A 15,432-nucleotide genomic window follows, 5' to 3' on the forward strand; every position below is an offset into this window, starting at 1 on the left:
ATCTGGGCAGGCAAGCCAATGCTTGGTTCTTCCATCGGTGTGAATTTTAGGATTACGCCATTCAAGCTTGAAGTAAGCCGGGTTAGAGCATCCGGCTCGAGAGCACTTAATTTGCTCGCGGTCCATCGCTTGGCGAGGTAGAGGAGGTAAATGAGCTGGCATCAATAACCAGAGTAGGCGCCACGGCCTTAGGTGCCGAATCCTTCGATGAACCCGATCCAACGCCATTGGCAATCACCACGGCAAAATAGGGCAAGAAAATAGCCCCGGCAAAGCAAACCCACATAAACCAGCCCTGAACCACCATTGCCAGGACTATGCAAATTACTCGAATCGTCATGGCAATTAGGTACTTGAACATGCGCGATTTGCGCTCATCCTCAGGCGACTGCTCGATCGAGGTGAGGCTTTGGGCTTTTGCCACTGAGGTGTTCTCCCGTCGAATTGAGATAGTCAAAGACTAGACTTCATTTGTTCCAAGCCTAAAAAGATGGTTTCTATTCCAAGAAGCTCCCAGAAAGAGATTGCGACATGAACGCCCCAAGAACTGTTCTGATTACCGGTGGTAACCGCGGCATTGGCCGTTCAATCGCCGAGGAATTCATTGCCCAGGGGCACAGGGTTGCCGTTACCGTTCGAAGCGGCCAAGGGCCGGCTGGGGCGCTTAGCGTTGTGGCCGACGTCACTGACCCAGCTTCGCTGGATAAGGCTTTCGCCGAGGTAGAGGAAAAACTTGGTGCTGTTGAAGTTCTAGTTGCCAACGCCGGGATTACCCGTGACACCCTTCTGATGCGCATGACCGACGAAGAATTCGAAGATGTTATCAACACAAACTTGAACGGTGTTTTCCGAGTTTTGCGTCGCGCCACCAAAGGCATGATCAAGGCCAAATATGGTCGAGTCATTCTCATTGGTTCGGTAGTGGGTCTGCTTGGCTCGGCGGGTCAAGTTAACTACTCGGCGGCAAAGTCTGCTCTGGTGGGCATGGCGCGTTCGATCACCCGGGAGCTTGGCGCTCGTGGCATCACTGCAAACGTTGTTGCACCAGGATTCATTGACACCGATATGACCGCGGCTCTTCCCGAAGCACAACAAGACGAATACAAGAAGAAGATTCCTGCCGGTCGCTTCGCGCAACCTGAAGAGGTAGCCAAGGTTGTTGCCTGGTTGGCAAGCGACGAAGCAAGCTACATATCCGGGGCAGTAATTCCGGTTGACGGTGGCCTTGGTATGGGTCACTAAGAAACTTTTCACCCTTAACTATCTGGAGAAATAATGTCTAACCCACTTGCAGCAGGATCACTTAAAGGGAAAGTTGCTCTAGTCACTGGCTCGTCAAGAGGAATTGGTGCGGACACTCTTGGCTATTTTGCCGAAGCTGGCGCATCGGTGATTGTGAACTACCGCAACAAAGAGGCTCGAGCGCTAAAGATTGTAGATGGCATCAATGCTGCAGGCGGCAACGCTATCGCAGTTGGTGCCGACCTAACCGATGCCGATTCTGTCAAGGCAATGTTTGAAGCGGCAAAAAACGAATTTGGTCAGCTAGACATCTTGGTCATGAACGCCTCGGGAGGAATGGAGGCAGGGCTTGGTGAGGACTACGCCATGCGCCTGAATCGCGATTCGCAGGTAAACCTGCTGAAAACCGCGCTGCCTTATCTAAACGATGGTGCCCGAGTTGTTTTTGTGACCAGCCACCAAGCTCACTTTATTAACACAACACCGACAATGCCGGAATACCTTCCGGTTGCTCTGTCAAAGCGTGCCGGTGAAGATGCTCTTCGCGAAATGATTCCAACCCTCGCAGAACGAAACATAGGCTTCACCGTAGTTTCTGGAGACATGATTGAAGGAACAATTACAGCAACCCTTCTTGAACGTGCCAACCCTGGAGCGATTGAAGCCAGACGTGAGGGAGCCGGAAAACTTTACAATGTTCAAGAATTTGCGGCAGAGGTTGCTCTTGCTGCAGTTGAGCCAGTGCCTGCGGATAACACCCGTTTGGTTGGCGACACATCTGATTTTAAATAGATCGCAAGCGACCTATTGGCGATTTTAAATAGATCGCAAGCAATCGATTTGCGATTTAAAAAGTCAGTAGCTCAAGGAGTTTGCGAAGGTCTTTGCCCTCGATAACAACATCCGCTTTTTCACGCACGATTGGCTTTGCGTTGAAGGCCACTCCAAGGTCGGCCAGAGCCATCATCTCTAAGTCGTTTGCTCCATCGCCAACGGCAACGGTATTGGTTAGACCAGAGGCTATAGACCATTCCCTAAGCGCTTCAGCTTTTGCACTTCGGTCAATAATCATTCCGATCACTTTGCCTGTGAGTTTTCCATCAACCACTTCAAGTTCGTTCGCGCGAGCAAAGTCCAGGTTAAGCTCAGCAGCCAGGGGAGTAAGCAGCTGAATGAAACCACCAGAAACAGCGCCGACTTTTCCGCCGGCGGCTTGAATGGCAGCAATGGTTTCTTCGGCACCGGTGGTGATTCGAATCCGGCTTTGAACGTCGGCAAAAACGGATTCTGGAAGTCCGGCAAGAGTTGCAACGCGCTCAATGAGGCTCTGGGCGAAATCAAGTTCGCCGGCCATGGCGCGTTCAGTGACGGCAGCGACTTCTTCACGCTTACCAGCGACCTCGGCCAAAAGTTCAATTACTTCATCTTCGATGAGGGTTGAATCTACATCGAATACAACTAGATACTTGGTCACGGTGTAACCAGAACGCCCTTTCCAACAACCGTGATACCTGAATCGCTAACAAAGAAGCCGCGATCGAGATCGCGCTGCTTGTCGACACCAATCGATGCGCCGTCGGCAACGACAACGCTCTTGTCGAGAATAGCTCGTCTCACCGTGCAATCGCGGCCGACTTGCACACCATCCAAAAGAACTGAGTCTGTCACCAAGGCCCTTGAGTGAACGCGCACATTTGGCGAAAGCACGCTTCGCTCCACAATGCCACCAGATACCACGGTGCCAAGAGAAACTATTGAGTCTGTTGTTCGACCCTGATTGCCTTCACCATCGTGTACGAACTTAGCCGGCGGCAAGTTTACTTGCTGCGTGTGCACTGGCCACTCGTGGTTGTAAAGATTGAAGACCGGCATCACCGAAATCAGGTCCATGTGTGCCTCGTAATAAGACTCCATGGTTCCTACGTCGCGCCAGTAGGAGTGATCGCGCTCGGTTGAACCGGGGATTTGGTTATAGGTGAAGTCATACACGCCGGCATCATCGCGCCCAACAAAGTAAGGAACGATGTCGCCACCCATGTCGTGGGTGGAGTCCTCAAGAGTTCCATCGTGCTCAATTGCATCAATCAGTGCCTGAGCGCTAAAAACGTAGTTGCCCATTGATGCCAAAACTTCGTTCGGGTTGTCGGCGAGTGGTTTTGGGTCGCTCGGCTTTTCACGGAAAGCTGCGATTTTAGTTGCGTCGTTGTCATCTACTTCGATGACACCAAACTGATTTGCCAAATGAAGCGGCTGACGAATAGCAGCAACGGTAACGCCTCTGCCGGACTCAATGTGAGCCTGAATCATTTGATCAAAATCCATGCGATAGACGTGATCGGCACCCACTACGACAACAATGTCTGGGCGCTCGTCGCTGAGCAGATTCATACTCTGCAAAATCGCGTCTGCGCTTCCAGAAAACCAGCGTTTGCCAAGCCGCTGTTGAGCAGGAACCGAGGCAACGTAAGAGCCAAGCAGCGGTGACATTCGCCAGGTCTGTGAGATGTGACGGTCAAGACTGTGCGACTTGTACTGAGTCAAGACCACGATACGGCGCAACCCAGAGTTGATTAGATTCGACAGAGCAAAATCAATCAAGCGATAACTGCCACCAAAAGGCACCGCGGGCTTAGCTCGGTCGGCCGTCAATGGCATCAGTCGCTTGCCTTCACCACCGGCCAGTACCATTCCGAAAACTCTTGGAGTGCTCATATCGAGAATGTTATTCGCAAAATGTTCCAGCCGGATAACATTGCGTCATGAGAATCGATTTGGTGACCAAGGAATATCCACCGTTCATTTACGGTGGAGCTGGCGTACATGTCGCTGAATTAGTGAAAGTTTTGCGTCAACACATTGAAGTTAGGGTTCGTTGCTTCGGCGAAGACCGTAATGAAACCGATACATACTCTTATGCGCACGGCCCCGAATTCGACCAAGCCAACGGAGCACTTCAAACGATGGCAACTGACCTAAGTATGGTCTCAGACATCGCAGGGGCTGACCTGGTGCACTCTCACACTTGGTATGCGAATTTCACAGGACAAGTTGCAGGTGCTTTGCACGGCATCCCACACCTCATAACCGCGCACAGCCTTGAACCGCTGCGCCCATGGAAAGAACAGCAATTAGGCGGGGGATACCGACTCTCATCAATGATTGAGCGCAACGCCTACGAACAGGCTGCGGGCATTATCGCCGTTTCTGATGGCATGAGGAAAGACATCTTGCGCGCCTACCCGCAAATTGATCCGGCAAAAGTATCGGTGGTACACAACGGAATTGACCTGGACGCTTTTCAAGCGGCAAACAACCCGGACCTAGTGCGCGCCAACGGAGTGGACCCCGAAAAACGATCGGTTGTTTTTGTGGGTCGCATCACAATGCAAAAGGGACTTCCTTACCTCTTGAAGGCAGCAAAGGAGTTGCCAAGCGATGTTCAATTGGTGCTTTGCGCTGGCGCACCCGATACACCTCAGATTTTGCAGGAAGTTACCGACCTAGTGACAGAGCTTCGAAAAACTCGAGACAACGTTGTATGGGTAGAGAAGCACCTGAGCCGGGCAGAACTTATCGCAATGCTTTCCGCGGCTACCGTATTTGCGTGCCCATCCATATACGAACCACTCGGCATCGTAAATCTTGAAGCCATGGCCTGCGGAACCCCGGTAGTCGCCACAGCAACCGGAGGAATTCCAGAGGTTGTTGCCCACAACGAAACCGGCCTGTTGGTTGAAATTGATCAACTGCAAGACGGCAGCGGCAAACCGCTTAACGAGTCCAAATTTGTTGCAGATTTTGCCGCGGCACTGAACCAGATGCTAGAGAGTCCAAAATTGTCAGAATTTGGCAAGGCCGGCAGAGCACGCGTCGAGCAACATTTCAGCTGGGACAGCATCGCGGCCGAAACAATTCGCGTCTATAAGCGCGCCATCGAGGCAACAGCATAGGCTTAAGGAATGTCTCGCGTCATCGATCTGAATAACGTCACAGTAATTCGTGACGGTCGACCAATTTTGAACAATGTGGATTGGCAGGTCGAATCAGATCAGCGCTGGGTGATTGTTGGGCCAAACGGGGCTGGAAAAACAACTCTGCTCAGAGTTGCAGCTGCACAAATTCACCCATCGAGTGGAAGTGCAACAATTCTTGGTCAGCGACTTGGTGAGATTAACGTCTTTGAACTCCGAACTCGAATCGGATTTGCTTCCTCAGCGCTTGCTGCTCACATTCCAAATTCCGAAACAGTATTAAACGCTGTGATGACTGCCAGTTACGCAGTTACCGGAAGATGGAATGAGAAGTACGACGACATCGATGAGCGCCGTGCTCGTCGAGTTTTAGCCGAGTGGCATCTTGAAAACTACGCGGACCGTGCCTTTGGAACCCTCAGCGATGGAGAGAAAAAACGCACCCAAATTGCCAGGGCGGTTATGCCAGATCCTGAGCTGCTGCTGCTTGATGAGCCGGTCGCCAGCCTTGACCTTGCTGCTCGAGAGCAAACTATTTCAATAATCGGTGCCTACGCTTCAGCCCCAGCTGCCCCAGCGATGGTCATGGTGACGCACCACCTTGAAGAAATTCCAGCCGGATTTACCCACGCGCTGCTGATCCGCGATGGCCAAGTTTTTGCGGCGGGGGAAATCCACCACACCCTAACCTCAGACAAGATCTCGGAGTCCTTTGGTTTTGGGCTAAATGTGGACTTTACCGAGGGAAGATTCCGGGTCCGCGCCCGCTAAATCCGGCTAAAAGGGCTATGCCGACCGGAATCCCTCTGTTATGCTTGAACACTGTGCCCTTTAGGCACAAGCCCCAATTTTTGATTATTACGGAGTTTTCCCATGAAGGCAGACATTCACCCAACTTACGAAGCAGTCGTATTCCGCGACTTGGCATCGGGTGTAGCGTTCCTTACTCGTTCTACTGTTTCAAGCAGCAAGACCATCGAGTGGGAAGACGGTAACACCTACCCAGTTTTCGACGTTGAAATCTCGTCAGAGTCACACCCTTTCTACACTGGTAAGCAGCGCATCATGGATGCTGCTGGTCGTGTTGAGCGCTTCAACGCTCGATACAAGGGCTTTGGCGCTTAGTCGTAAACGACTGAACATTGGTTATGGCGATTAGCCATAAACAAACTTCGGAGCGCAAGCTCCGCGAGAACCGCAAGTTGTCCACACGGCTTGTAGGTTGAGACCAAAGAGCTCCGCTTCGGCGGGGCTTTTTGTTTTAAGTTGGAATCAGGTTGCTTACAGTCAGGCGAGCTTGAGTGGCCAGCCTCTGGTGGCTGTGAAATCTGGGTTTACACTTCGACGCATGTATGACTCAAAGTCTGCATCAATTGCTTCACTCCAACGAATCTGCGCATCATGCAATTCACCGGCAGTGGCAGGCAATTCGTCAGCCCAACGTTTAGCAATTGCCTGAGCAACGCGACCAGCGGCAACCGCGTCTGCAGTTGCGTTGTGAGCATCTTCAAGCGGCACCTGATAAAACTCTGCCGCGTTTTCTAGTCTGCGCTTTCCTTTGCGGTACTTGTCTTTGAACTTGTCGATAACAAGTGGATCTATGACTGAGCCAAGTTTTAGGGGCTCTAAACCGTGACGCAAGGCCTCATAATGCAAAATCGTGAAATCATAAGGAGCGTTATAAGCAACGACCGGCAGTCCACGCGCAAAAAAGTCTCTAAGTGTCGCGAGCAATTCCGCGATTACTACGTCGGCCGGGCGACCTTCACGAACCGCAATTTCGGTGGTTACTCCGTGAACATCACTTGCCTGAGTTGGAATCTCAATACCAGGGTTTGCTAGCCACTCTGAATTTGTGCCAACTACATTTCCCGATGCATCCAGTTCAACCGCGCAGGCGGTGACGATTCGAGCATCGGTTAGGTCTAGGCCGGTCGTTTCAAGGTCAAAAACTGCAATTTGCTTTGCCCACTCAGGCATAGTGGTGTTGAAATCAAAACTAAGCTGGTCATTCATAGATTCAGGCTAGGTCTTACTAACGACAAAGACCGGCGCCACGCGCCAATTCAAGAGCAGCGGCGTGATGATTCAAGGTAAAGATATGTATGCCTGGTGCTCCAGCAGCAACTAGATCTTTGGCGAGTTGGGTCGAATACGCCATTCCGATTTCACGAGCCTGATCTTCATCTTCCGCTTGGTCAAATTTGGCAAGCAATTCATCAGGGATTGCGGCACCACTTAGCTCTGCCATTCGCACAATCTGCTTTGCATTGCTAATTGGCATTACACCCGGGACGATTGGCAAACTTGCCCCAGCTGCCTGGGCTGAAGCCACCAAATCGGTGTAAGCCTGCACACTGAAAAATAATTGGGTCACTGCGAATTTGGCACCCGAGGCCTGTTTTAGCGCCAACACTCTGGAGTCGTGCTCCATATTTGGGGACTCGGGGTGCACTTCTGGGAAAGCGGCAACGCCCACTTCCAAGTCGGTCGCTTCACGAACGAGATCTACCAACTCAAGCGCGGTCTTTAATTCACCCTTACTCAGTGCATCCGGGTCATCTTTTGGCGAGTCACCTCGTAAAGCTAAAATCGCGCCAACCCCAACCTGTTCAAAAAATTTCACAATTTCCAAAGTGCTGGATTTGGTTGCGCCGACGCAGGTTAGGTGGCCAATCGTTAGCACCTGTTTTGACATTCGTTCTACAACGGCAAGCGAACGCTCGCGATTTGAACCGCCGGCTCCGTAGGTCACCGACACATAATCGGGGGATACCTCAAGTAGCTTTTCGAAGGCATTCCAAAGATTGGCCTCGCCAACCTCATCCTTGGGTGGAAAGAATTCAAATGAGAGAGTGGGCTCTGCACCATTGCGTCTAGCGGCTGAAATCTCAGAAATGTTGCCGAAGCTCAAGCTGTTCAAATCGGATTTTCGCAGTAGTGAGGTTTCGGCCATTCCCCAAGTATATTCGACCGGCGACGGGGATTTGCCTCGAATTCCGCCACGGGCGCTCGGTTAGACTTGAAGTCTATGTTTACCTCCCGCTCAGAAGCCCTTATCAACGCCGTTCGCTCGCGCGTGGTCGTAGCGGATGGTGCGATGGGCACCATGATTCAAGAGGCAAGCCCAACCCTTGAGGAGTTCCAAGGCCACGAGGGCTGCAACGAAATCCTTAACATCACTCGGCCAGACATTATCGCTGGCATCCACGCCCAGTATCTAAAAAGTGGTGCCGAGGCCATTGAAACAAACACTTTCGGCGCCAACTTCGCAAACCTAGCCGAATATGGAATCGAAGACCGGATTGAGGAACTCGCCTATGCGGGCGCCAAAGTTGCCCGCGATGTTGCTGACGATTTTTACACCGATGAAAAACCGCGCTGGGTGCTTGGCTCAATGGGTCCGGGGACAAAGCTTCCGAGCCTTGGGCACGAAAAATTTTCTGTCCTGCGCGATGCTTACCAACTAAGCGCAAGGGGATTGATTCGCGGCGGTGCCGATGCGATTCTGGTGGAAACCGCTCAGGACCTTTTGCAAGCTAAAGCTGCGGTTATCGGTTCCAAGCGTGCGATGGCCGAACTTGAAACATATGTTCCAATCTTGGTCTCTGTAACCATTGAAACCACCGGAACCATGTTGTTGGGTTCTGAAATTGGCGCGGCACTTACCGCGCTTAGCGCTCTGGGAATTGACGCAATTGGTCTGAACTGTGCAACCGGCCCAATGGAAATGAGCGAGCACCTTCGCTACCTTTCTAAATTTTCAGAATTGCCCTTAGTGGTAATGCCAAACGCCGGACTTCCAATTCTTGGTGCTCACGGTGCGCACTATCCGCTCACCGCCAGTGAACTAGCGACGGCTCAATTGCAGTTTGTAAACGAATACGGCGCCGGCTTAGTTGGAGGTTGCTGTGGAACTACACCCGCCCACATTGCAGAACTAGCCAAAGCTGTTTCAAACTCAATCCCTAAGCGACCCTCCCTAATCGATGAGCCGGGATTAGCAAGTTTGTACCAGCACCAACCATTCGATCAGACCATGACTTATCTATCGATTGGTGAAAGAACTAATGCCAATGGTTCAAAAGCATTCCGCGATGCGATGCTCGCAGAAAATTGGGAAGAGTGCATTGAAATCGCCCGAAGCCAAACTCGCGAGGGAGCACACCTTCTTGATGTCTGTGTTGATTACGTTGGTCGAGATGGAGCCAAAGACGCTCGTGAACTAGTCAGCCGCTTGGCCACGGCAACCACCTTGCCGCTGGTACTGGACTCTACCGAGCCCGCAGTTTTGGAGGCGGGACTTGAGTGCATGGGCGGCCGTGCCATGATCAACTCGGTGAACTACGAAGACGGTGACGGGCCAAAATCCCGCTTCGCCAAGATCATGCCGATTGTCAGAGAACACGGCGCTGCTGTAGTCGCACTAACTATCGACGAAGAGGGTCAAGCCCGAACAGCGGATACGAAATTTGCGATCGCTGAACGTCTAATTAAGGATTTGACTGGAAACTGGGGCATGAGACTCGTTGACATCACAGTTGACACCCTCACTTTCCCGATTGCCACCGGCCAAGACGAAACTCGTCGCGATGGCATAGAAACCATTGAGGCAATTCGCAGGCTCAATGAAGCTTTCCCTGGAGTCCAGACCACTCTGGGAATCTCAAACATTTCATTTGGCTTGAGCCCCGCCGCGCGTCACGTATTGAACTCCGTGTTCCTGCACGAGTGTGTTCAAGTTGGTCTAACTTCGGCAATTGTTCACGCGGCTAGAATCATGCCACTGAATCAAATTCCGGCAGAGCAATTGCAGGCCGCATTGGATCTGATCTACGACCGCAGAACCTATGACACTGACGGAAACATCACATTTGACCCGCTAACCCGATTCCTTGATGTTTTCAGCGGCGTAGACTCGGCCGCCTCGCGTCAGTCTCGCGCCGATGAATTGGCCCTAATGCCAATTGAACAGCGTCTTGAACGCCGCATCATTGACGGTGAAAAGAAAGGCCTCGAGGCCGACCTAGATGAAGCTATGGCCGCAGGCTACAAGGCTCTGGCAATCATCAATGACTTCCTGTTAAAAGGCATGCAGGTTGTTGGGGAACTCTTCGGCAAGGGTGAGATGCAATTACCATTCGTGCTTCAGTCCGCTGAAGTAATGAAAACCGCAGTTGCCCATCTGGAACCTCACATTGAAAAAACCGATGACAGCGGTAAGGGCAGAATCTTGCTGGCGACTGTTCGTGGCGACGTGCACGACATCGGTAAGAACTTGGTCGACATTATCCTCAGCAACAATGGATTCGAAACCGTGAACATTGGCATCAAACAGCCAATTAACGAGATCCTGCGCGCAGCCGAGGAACACGACGTGGACGTAATTGGCATGAGTGGCTTATTGGTTAAGTCCACGCAAATCATGCGTGAAAATCTTGAAGAGATGAACCAGCGCGGTGTGGCTGAAAGGTGGCCGGTAATTCTTGGTGGCGCGGCGCTGACTAGAAGTTTCGTTGAACAGGATCTCGCCGAAATGTTTAACGGCGAGGTTCGCTACGCCAAAGATGCCTTCGAGGGCCTAAAGCTCATGGATGCTCTGGTCAAAATTAAGCGCGGGGACACCACGGTAAAACTTCCGGCGCTAAAGAAACGACTCGTGCCGCAAAAAAATCTTTTGGTACGCACCGAACCGGACCTGATGCCAGATCGCTCCGACGTTAGAAGTGACAACGAAATTCCGAATCCTCCATTCTGGGGAATGCGCGTTGTAAAAGGTATTCCACTTCGCGATTACGCTTCTTACCTTGATGAACGAGCAACTTTTATGGGTCAGTGGGGTCTCAAGCCTTCGCGTGCGGAAGACGGTGCAAGTTACGAAGAGCTCGTAGAGACCGAGGGTAGGCCAAGGCTTCGTGCCTGGCTGGACAAGGTTCAGACGGATGGTTTGCTCGAAGCCGCAGTTGTCTACGGTTATTTCCCAGCGGTGTCAGATGGCGATGACCTTGTCATTCTTCACCACGGTCCAGAAGGGGCCACCGATGGTGGTTCCGGTGGAGTTCCGGGAACCGAACGGATGAGATTTAAGTTCCCTCGCCAAGCTCGTGATCGACACCTCTGCCTAAGCGACTTCGTCGCCGCCAAAGATTCAGGCAAAGTTGACGTGGTGCCGTTCCAACTGGTGACCATGGGCAATAAAGTTTCCGAGGCTGCGAATGAACTCTACGCAGCCAACGAGTACCGTGAGTATTTGGAGTTGCACGGCTTATCTGTTCAATTAACTGAGGCTCTTGCCGAGTTCTGGCACGCGCGCATCCGTGAGGACCTAGGCTTTTCCGCTGAGGATCCTGCAGAGGTCGAGGGCCTATTCAAATTGGATTACCGCGGTGCCCGATACTCATTTGGTTATCCGGCTTGCCCTGAACTTGAAGACCGAGTGAAATTGGTTGACTTACTGAAGCCGGAGCTGATTGGCGTCACGCTGTCAGAAGAGCTTCAACTTCACCCAGAACAATCAACGGATGCCATGGTTCTTCACCATCCAGAAGCCAAATACTTCTCTGTCTAGGTCAGCATCATGACAATCCAGTCTGAACTTCTTGCAAAGCGGGCCTTAGACCGTTCAAAAGCACACAGCATTCAGGTGCTTGATACGGCAACCCGATACTGGTCTTACCCAAGCAGTAATCCAAACGCCAAGGTAATCATTTTCATTCACGGCTATCGTGGCAACCATCACGGGCTAGAAGCAATTGCCGGAGCCCTTGAGGATTTTCACGTAATCATTCCAGACCTGCCAGGATTCGGCGAGTCAACTCCGTTTGCAGAAACCCACACCATCGAACGTTATGCAGCTTGGTTAGCAGAATTCATCGCAAAGCTCGCACCCAAGCAAAAGCCAATTCTGCTGGGACACAGTTTCGGAAGTATCATCTGTGCGGCCTTCGCCAGCCAAACAGACGCAATTGAACTACTAATTCTCGAGAACCCGGTATCGGCTCCGGCGCTAAAGGGACCTAACGCCCCAATTACTAAAATCGCCCAGGCCTTTTTTGCACTTGCCGGAAAACTTCCGCTGAAGCGCGGGGAGTGGCTTCTAAAGTCATGGCCTATGGTGCGTGGCATGAGCATACTTATGACAAAGAGTTGGAATCGTCAATTGCGCAGCTGGGTGCATGCGCAACATGAGGCAAACTTTAACGACTTTGCAAATCGCCGGGTAGCGATAGAGGGTTACACCGCGTCAATCTCGCACAACGTTGGTGACTACGCGGACCAATTCAAGGTGCCAACACTGTTAATCATTGGCAGTCGTGACGATATCACCTCTCCGAAACAACAGTTCGCGATGGCTAGGAACATCAGAGTTCCTCACGCGATTAGTGAACACATGGGAGTTGGGCATTTGACCCACTATGAAATTCCTGCCGAGGTTGCCGAGGACATCCGACAATTCGTTGCGCAGCATGGGATGGATAACGGCTAGTGAAGAACATTTTCTTTGACTGTCGCTACATTCGAATAGACCACCACGACGGCATAAGTCGATTCTCAGCTGGACTATTTGCAGCACTAAGTAAAAAAATCCAAGTAACCGCAATAATCTGCGACGTTAGGCAGCTGCAAAAGCTTCCCCAGGGAACAAAGTTTGTAAAAATTTCTTCACCAACATCTGCTCTTGAGCCCCTGGTGTCACTGCAACTAAACAAAACAGAAGCCGACATCGTCTTCTCACCCATGCAGACAATTGGCTCCTTTGGAAGAAAATTTAAGCTGGTGCTCACCGTTCATGATTTGATTTACTACCGCCATCCCGCGCCGCCACCGAACTTCTCTTGGCCAGTTAGAGCGCTTTGGCGCCTGTATCACCTTGTTTACTGGCCACAAAGAATTCTGCTAAATAGTTCCGATGCAGTCGTGACAGTATCGCAGACAACCAAACAACTCATCCAGCAAAATAAGCTAACTCGACGCCCGGTCAAGGTGGTCTATAACGCAGCTGAAAGTCAACAAACAAGCTCGATTCCCGAACGGCGCCCAACCCAAAATCAAAACCTAATTTACATGGGCAGTTTTATGGACTATAAAAACGTTGAGGTCTTGATCCGGGGAATGCGATACCTACCTAATCACGAACTTCACTTGCTGAGTCGCATTTCAAATGCGCGCAGGCAAGAGCTTGAAGCATTGATTCACTCTGGTGCCAAAGTCGTTTTTCATAATGGGGTGTCAGACGAGCAGTACCACGAGTTACTCAGTTCTGCCGTGGCACTTGTTTCCGGTTCACGAGATGAAGGATTTGGCATACCTTTGGTCGAATCCATGAATCGGGGAGTGCCAATCGTAATTTCAGACATTCCAATCTTTCGTGAGATTGGCGGTTCCGCCGCCATCTACTTTGATCAAGAGGATCCGACTGCCTTTGCCAGAGCCATTGAGTCAATTTCCGATAACGATGAGTGGCTGAAAGCATCCAGAGCAAGTCAGATTCAGGCAAAGAAATTCAGTTGGGATACGTCAGCCACAGCCTTGCTTGAACTTCTAGAGCAAGTCTGAATGTAAGGTTCTAGGCTCATAGCTCCGAATGCGCCAGATCGAACCATCGTGCGCGAAAACACTCATTGAGGCATTACCTAATCGCTCACCTTCACGCGGGAATTCGCCATTGCTTACGATTCTTAGCAGGATGCGAATCAAAGCGCCATGTGAGACTGCCAAAATTCTCCGACCTCTAAATTTCATGGCCAATTGATCAAGCAAAAGGTTGGCTCGCGCCTCTAGATCCCTAAGGCTCTCACCGCCAGGCACACTATTTGTGTCTGCATATTTTGCCAGCCATTCTTGGTGACTCATTCCTTCTGCCTCGCCAAAGGATCTCTCCAAAAGCAGTGGCTCTACCTCAGCATCAGCAAAACCGTTCACTTCTGCAACTATCTCAGCGGTTGCGCGAGCTCTGGAAAGCGGCGAGGTAAGGATTAGATCCCAATCATTAGGATCGATAACAGCTGCGGCATCACGAGCCTGAGCAATTCCGGTCTCATTGAGAGGAATGTCAGTGATTCCCTGCAATCGAAAATCAATGTTCCAATCTGTTTGCCCGTGTCGCAACAGACCCAAAATTGTTTCAGTCAAGGAATAGCCTCTCAAGTACCAAAGATGTATTTGCTTCAATTTTTGCTGTAGCTAGCTCGTCAGCCCTGGTGGCACCAATGTTTACAATCACGATTGGCTTATTGGCGCGGGCGGCGCGGCGCGCAAATCGTAAACCGGAATTCACCGAAAGTGAAGTTCCGGCAACCAGCAGTGCCTCTGCATCGTCAAGATTTTTCATGGCAAGTTCAACAACTTGGGGTGGAACAGATTCACCAAAGAAAACTACGTCGGGCTTGAGAACGCCACCACACTTCAAGCAGACTGGAATCTTGAAGTCCGCAGCAGCTTCTATTTCAGCGTCCCCGTCTGGCGTAAATTCAAAATCAGCCGACCGATCAACACCCGGGTTCAAATCGGAAAGCAGCTCATCCATTATTGTGCGCGAGAAATTGTCGCCGCACTTCATGCAGCGCACTCTGTCCAAGCGGCCGTGCAAGTCAATCACCTGCCTGGAACCTGCCTTTTGATGGAGTTGATCAACATTCTGGGTAATGATTTGGAAGACTTTTTGATTTACCTCTGCCCGTGCGATCGCCAAGTGGCCAGCGTTTGGCAGGGCTTCGGCGATGCGGTTCCAGCCGATGAAACTTCTAGCCCAGTACCTAATTTGCGCTTCTTTAGAGCCCATAAAGGTGTCGTAGGTCATTGGATGGCGGGCGACCCGTCCAGCGCCGCGATAGTCGGGGATACCGGAATCTGTGCTTAGTCCCGCACCGCTTAGCACCAGTACTTTTTTGCCGATGAGTTTTTCGCGCGCGAAATCCACGCCATATTGGGCGGCTGCACTAAGCGTCTCTCTCTCCGACATTGTTATCAGTCTAGTTTTTCGAACCTGAGTGAGACATTGACGTTTACCCTTCTTAAGTGAAAAACCCTGGTCGTGGAGGACCAGGGTTTAGTGTCCGAAAGGGGACTTGAACCCCTACCCTCGTAAGAGGACTAACACCTCAAGCTAGCGCGTCTGCCATTCCGCCACCCGGACAGGTAACGGTTTTGATGTTACCTCAAATCTTCTAAAGCCGCCGAGGTACTAGCCTGACGAGACCTTTCGGGGTAGTTTAGGGCT

General features: G+C 51.3%; 15 protein-coding genes and 1 tRNA gene. 8 read left to right on the top strand and 8 right to left on the bottom strand.

Going from position 1 to position 15,432, the window contains the following annotated elements:
• Positions 1 to 106 precede the first annotated feature (106 nt).
• On the bottom strand, positions 107 to 424 hold the full coding sequence (locus RHOLA_RS03975; RefSeq protein WP_038503940.1) for a DUF3099 domain-containing protein: 318 nt from the start codon (positions 422 to 424) through the stop codon (positions 107 to 109).
• Between the two features lie 107 nt (positions 425 to 531).
• On the opposite strand from RHOLA_RS03975, the gene RHOLA_RS03980 reads away from it, so the two are divergent.
• Entirely contained in the window at positions 532 to 1,242 is a 711-nt protein-coding gene (locus RHOLA_RS03980; protein ID WP_038502496.1) for a beta-ketoacyl-ACP reductase, read from the top strand.
• Positions 1,243 to 1,275: 33 nt separating this feature from the next.
• A complete protein-coding gene (locus RHOLA_RS03985) occupies positions 1,276 to 2,034 on the top strand; it encodes an SDR family oxidoreductase (RefSeq protein ID WP_038502497.1) in 759 nt (252 codons plus the stop codon).
• Positions 2,035 to 2,089: 55 nt separating this feature from the next.
• Here the strand turns inward: RHOLA_RS03985 and serB are convergent, their stop codons facing one another.
• Both serB and glgC read right to left on the bottom strand, forming a co-directional pair.
• On the bottom strand, positions 2,090 to 2,716 hold the full coding sequence (gene serB, locus RHOLA_RS03990) for a phosphoserine phosphatase SerB (RefSeq protein WP_038502499.1): 627 nt from the start codon (positions 2,714 to 2,716) through the stop codon (positions 2,090 to 2,092).
• Positions 2,713 to 3,954 (bottom strand): glucose-1-phosphate adenylyltransferase, encoded by a 1,242-nt coding sequence (gene glgC / locus RHOLA_RS03995; RefSeq protein WP_038502500.1) that lies wholly within the window; start codon positions 3,952 to 3,954, stop codon positions 2,713 to 2,715. The genes serB and glgC overlap by 4 nt, the downstream gene beginning before the upstream one ends.
• A gap of 47 nt (positions 3,955 to 4,001) precedes the next feature.
• Here glgC and glgA point away from each other — a divergent pair, with 47 nt between their 5' ends.
• From glgA to RHOLA_RS04010, 3 genes are all read left to right on the top strand, one after another.
• A complete protein-coding gene (gene glgA, locus RHOLA_RS04000; protein WP_038502501.1) occupies positions 4,002 to 5,192 on the top strand; it encodes a glycogen synthase in 1,191 nt (396 codons plus the stop codon).
• A gap of 9 nt (positions 5,193 to 5,201) precedes the next feature.
• Positions 5,202 to 5,984 carry an ABC transporter ATP-binding protein gene (locus RHOLA_RS04005; RefSeq protein ID WP_038502503.1) on the top strand — a complete coding sequence of 261 codons (783 nt, stop codon included), beginning with the start codon at positions 5,202 to 5,204 and terminating at the stop codon, positions 5,982 to 5,984.
• A 102-nt stretch (positions 5,985 to 6,086) separates the two neighbouring features.
• Positions 6,087 to 6,338, top strand: a complete 252-nt coding sequence (locus tag RHOLA_RS04010; protein WP_038502505.1) for a type B 50S ribosomal protein L31 — start codon at positions 6,087 to 6,089, stop codon at positions 6,336 to 6,338.
• A gap of 162 nt (positions 6,339 to 6,500) precedes the next feature.
• Here the strand turns inward: RHOLA_RS04010 and RHOLA_RS04015 are convergent, their stop codons facing one another.
• Both RHOLA_RS04015 and RHOLA_RS04020 read right to left on the bottom strand, forming a co-directional pair.
• On the bottom strand, positions 6,501 to 7,229 hold the full coding sequence (locus RHOLA_RS04015) for an exonuclease domain-containing protein (RefSeq protein WP_227818762.1): 729 nt from the start codon (positions 7,227 to 7,229) through the stop codon (positions 6,501 to 6,503).
• A 19-nt stretch (positions 7,230 to 7,248) separates the two neighbouring features.
• Positions 7,249 to 8,169 (bottom strand): methylenetetrahydrofolate reductase, encoded by a 921-nt coding sequence (locus tag RHOLA_RS04020; RefSeq protein ID WP_084321383.1) that lies wholly within the window; start codon positions 8,167 to 8,169, stop codon positions 7,249 to 7,251.
• Positions 8,170 to 8,244: 75 nt separating this feature from the next.
• On the opposite strand from RHOLA_RS04020, the gene metH reads away from it, so the two are divergent.
• Genes metH through RHOLA_RS04035 form a run of 3 tightly spaced genes read left to right on the top strand, consistent with a single transcriptional unit; the run spans position 8,245 to position 13,769 of the window.
• On the top strand, positions 8,245 to 11,781 hold the full coding sequence (gene metH / locus RHOLA_RS04025) for a methionine synthase (RefSeq protein WP_038502506.1): 3,537 nt from the start codon (positions 8,245 to 8,247) through the stop codon (positions 11,779 to 11,781).
• A gap of 9 nt (positions 11,782 to 11,790) precedes the next feature.
• Entirely contained in the window at positions 11,791 to 12,699 is a 909-nt protein-coding gene (locus RHOLA_RS04030; protein WP_038502507.1) for an alpha/beta fold hydrolase, read from the top strand.
• Complete coding sequence (locus RHOLA_RS04035) at positions 12,699 to 13,769, top strand: glycosyltransferase family 4 protein (protein ID WP_227818763.1); 1,071 nt, start codon at positions 12,699 to 12,701, stop codon at positions 13,767 to 13,769. The genes RHOLA_RS04030 and RHOLA_RS04035 overlap by 1 nt, the downstream gene beginning before the upstream one ends.
• On the opposite strand, the gene RHOLA_RS04040 is transcribed toward RHOLA_RS04035, so the two are convergent.
• The 3 genes from RHOLA_RS04040 to RHOLA_RS04050 all read right to left on the bottom strand — a co-directional run bounded on the left by RHOLA_RS04040 (position 13,755) and on the right by RHOLA_RS04050 (position 15,348).
• Positions 13,755 to 14,345, bottom strand: a complete 591-nt coding sequence (locus tag RHOLA_RS04040) for a histidine phosphatase family protein (protein ID WP_038502508.1) — start codon at positions 14,343 to 14,345, stop codon at positions 13,755 to 13,757. The genes RHOLA_RS04035 and RHOLA_RS04040 overlap by 15 nt on opposite strands.
• The gene (locus RHOLA_RS04045) at positions 14,338 to 15,174 is read right to left on the bottom strand and encodes an NAD-dependent protein deacetylase (RefSeq protein WP_051636255.1); all 837 of its coding nucleotides are present in this window, start codon (positions 15,172 to 15,174) and stop codon (positions 14,338 to 14,340) included. Before RHOLA_RS04045 ends, RHOLA_RS04040 begins: the two co-directional genes overlap by 8 nt.
• Positions 15,175 to 15,265: 91 nt before the next feature.
• A tRNA-Leu gene (locus RHOLA_RS04050) sits at positions 15,266 to 15,348 on the bottom strand.
• Positions 15,349 to 15,432 lie beyond the last annotated feature (84 nt).

The sequence above is a fragment of the Rhodoluna lacicola genome (assembly GCF_000699505.1).
GTDB lineage: Bacteria > Actinomycetota > Actinomycetes > Actinomycetales > Microbacteriaceae > Rhodoluna > Rhodoluna lacicola.

What these genes read in the sequence shown, in the direction of transcription:
- metH (WP_038502506.1), top strand. Translation starts at nt 8,245, where the DNA reads ATGTTTACCTCCCGCTCAGAAGCCCTTATCAACGCCGTTCGCTCGCGC.
- RHOLA_RS04015 (WP_227818762.1), bottom strand. Translation starts at nt 7,229, where the DNA reads ATGAATGACCAGCTTAGTTTTGATTTCAACACCACTATGCCTGAGTGG.
- RHOLA_RS04005 (WP_038502503.1), top strand. Translation starts at nt 5,202, where the DNA reads ATGTCTCGCGTCATCGATCTGAATAACGTCACAGTAATTCGTGACGGT.
- glgC (WP_038502500.1), bottom strand. Translation starts at nt 3,954, where the DNA reads ATGAGCACTCCAAGAGTTTTCGGAATGGTACTGGCCGGTGGTGAAGGC.
- glgA (WP_038502501.1), top strand. Translation starts at nt 4,002, where the DNA reads ATGAGAATCGATTTGGTGACCAAGGAATATCCACCGTTCATTTACGGT.
- RHOLA_RS04045 (WP_051636255.1), bottom strand. Translation starts at nt 15,174, where the DNA reads ATGTCGGAGAGAGAGACGCTTAGTGCAGCCGCCCAATATGGCGTGGAT.
- RHOLA_RS04010 (WP_038502505.1), top strand. Translation starts at nt 6,087, where the DNA reads ATGAAGGCAGACATTCACCCAACTTACGAAGCAGTCGTATTCCGCGAC.
- RHOLA_RS03980 (WP_038502496.1), top strand. Translation starts at nt 532, where the DNA reads ATGAACGCCCCAAGAACTGTTCTGATTACCGGTGGTAACCGCGGCATT.
- RHOLA_RS03985 (WP_038502497.1), top strand. Translation starts at nt 1,276, where the DNA reads ATGTCTAACCCACTTGCAGCAGGATCACTTAAAGGGAAAGTTGCTCTA.
- RHOLA_RS04030 (WP_038502507.1), top strand. Translation starts at nt 11,791, where the DNA reads ATGACAATCCAGTCTGAACTTCTTGCAAAGCGGGCCTTAGACCGTTCA.
- RHOLA_RS04020 (WP_084321383.1), bottom strand. Translation starts at nt 8,169, where the DNA reads ATGGCCGAAACCTCACTACTGCGAAAATCCGATTTGAACAGCTTGAGC.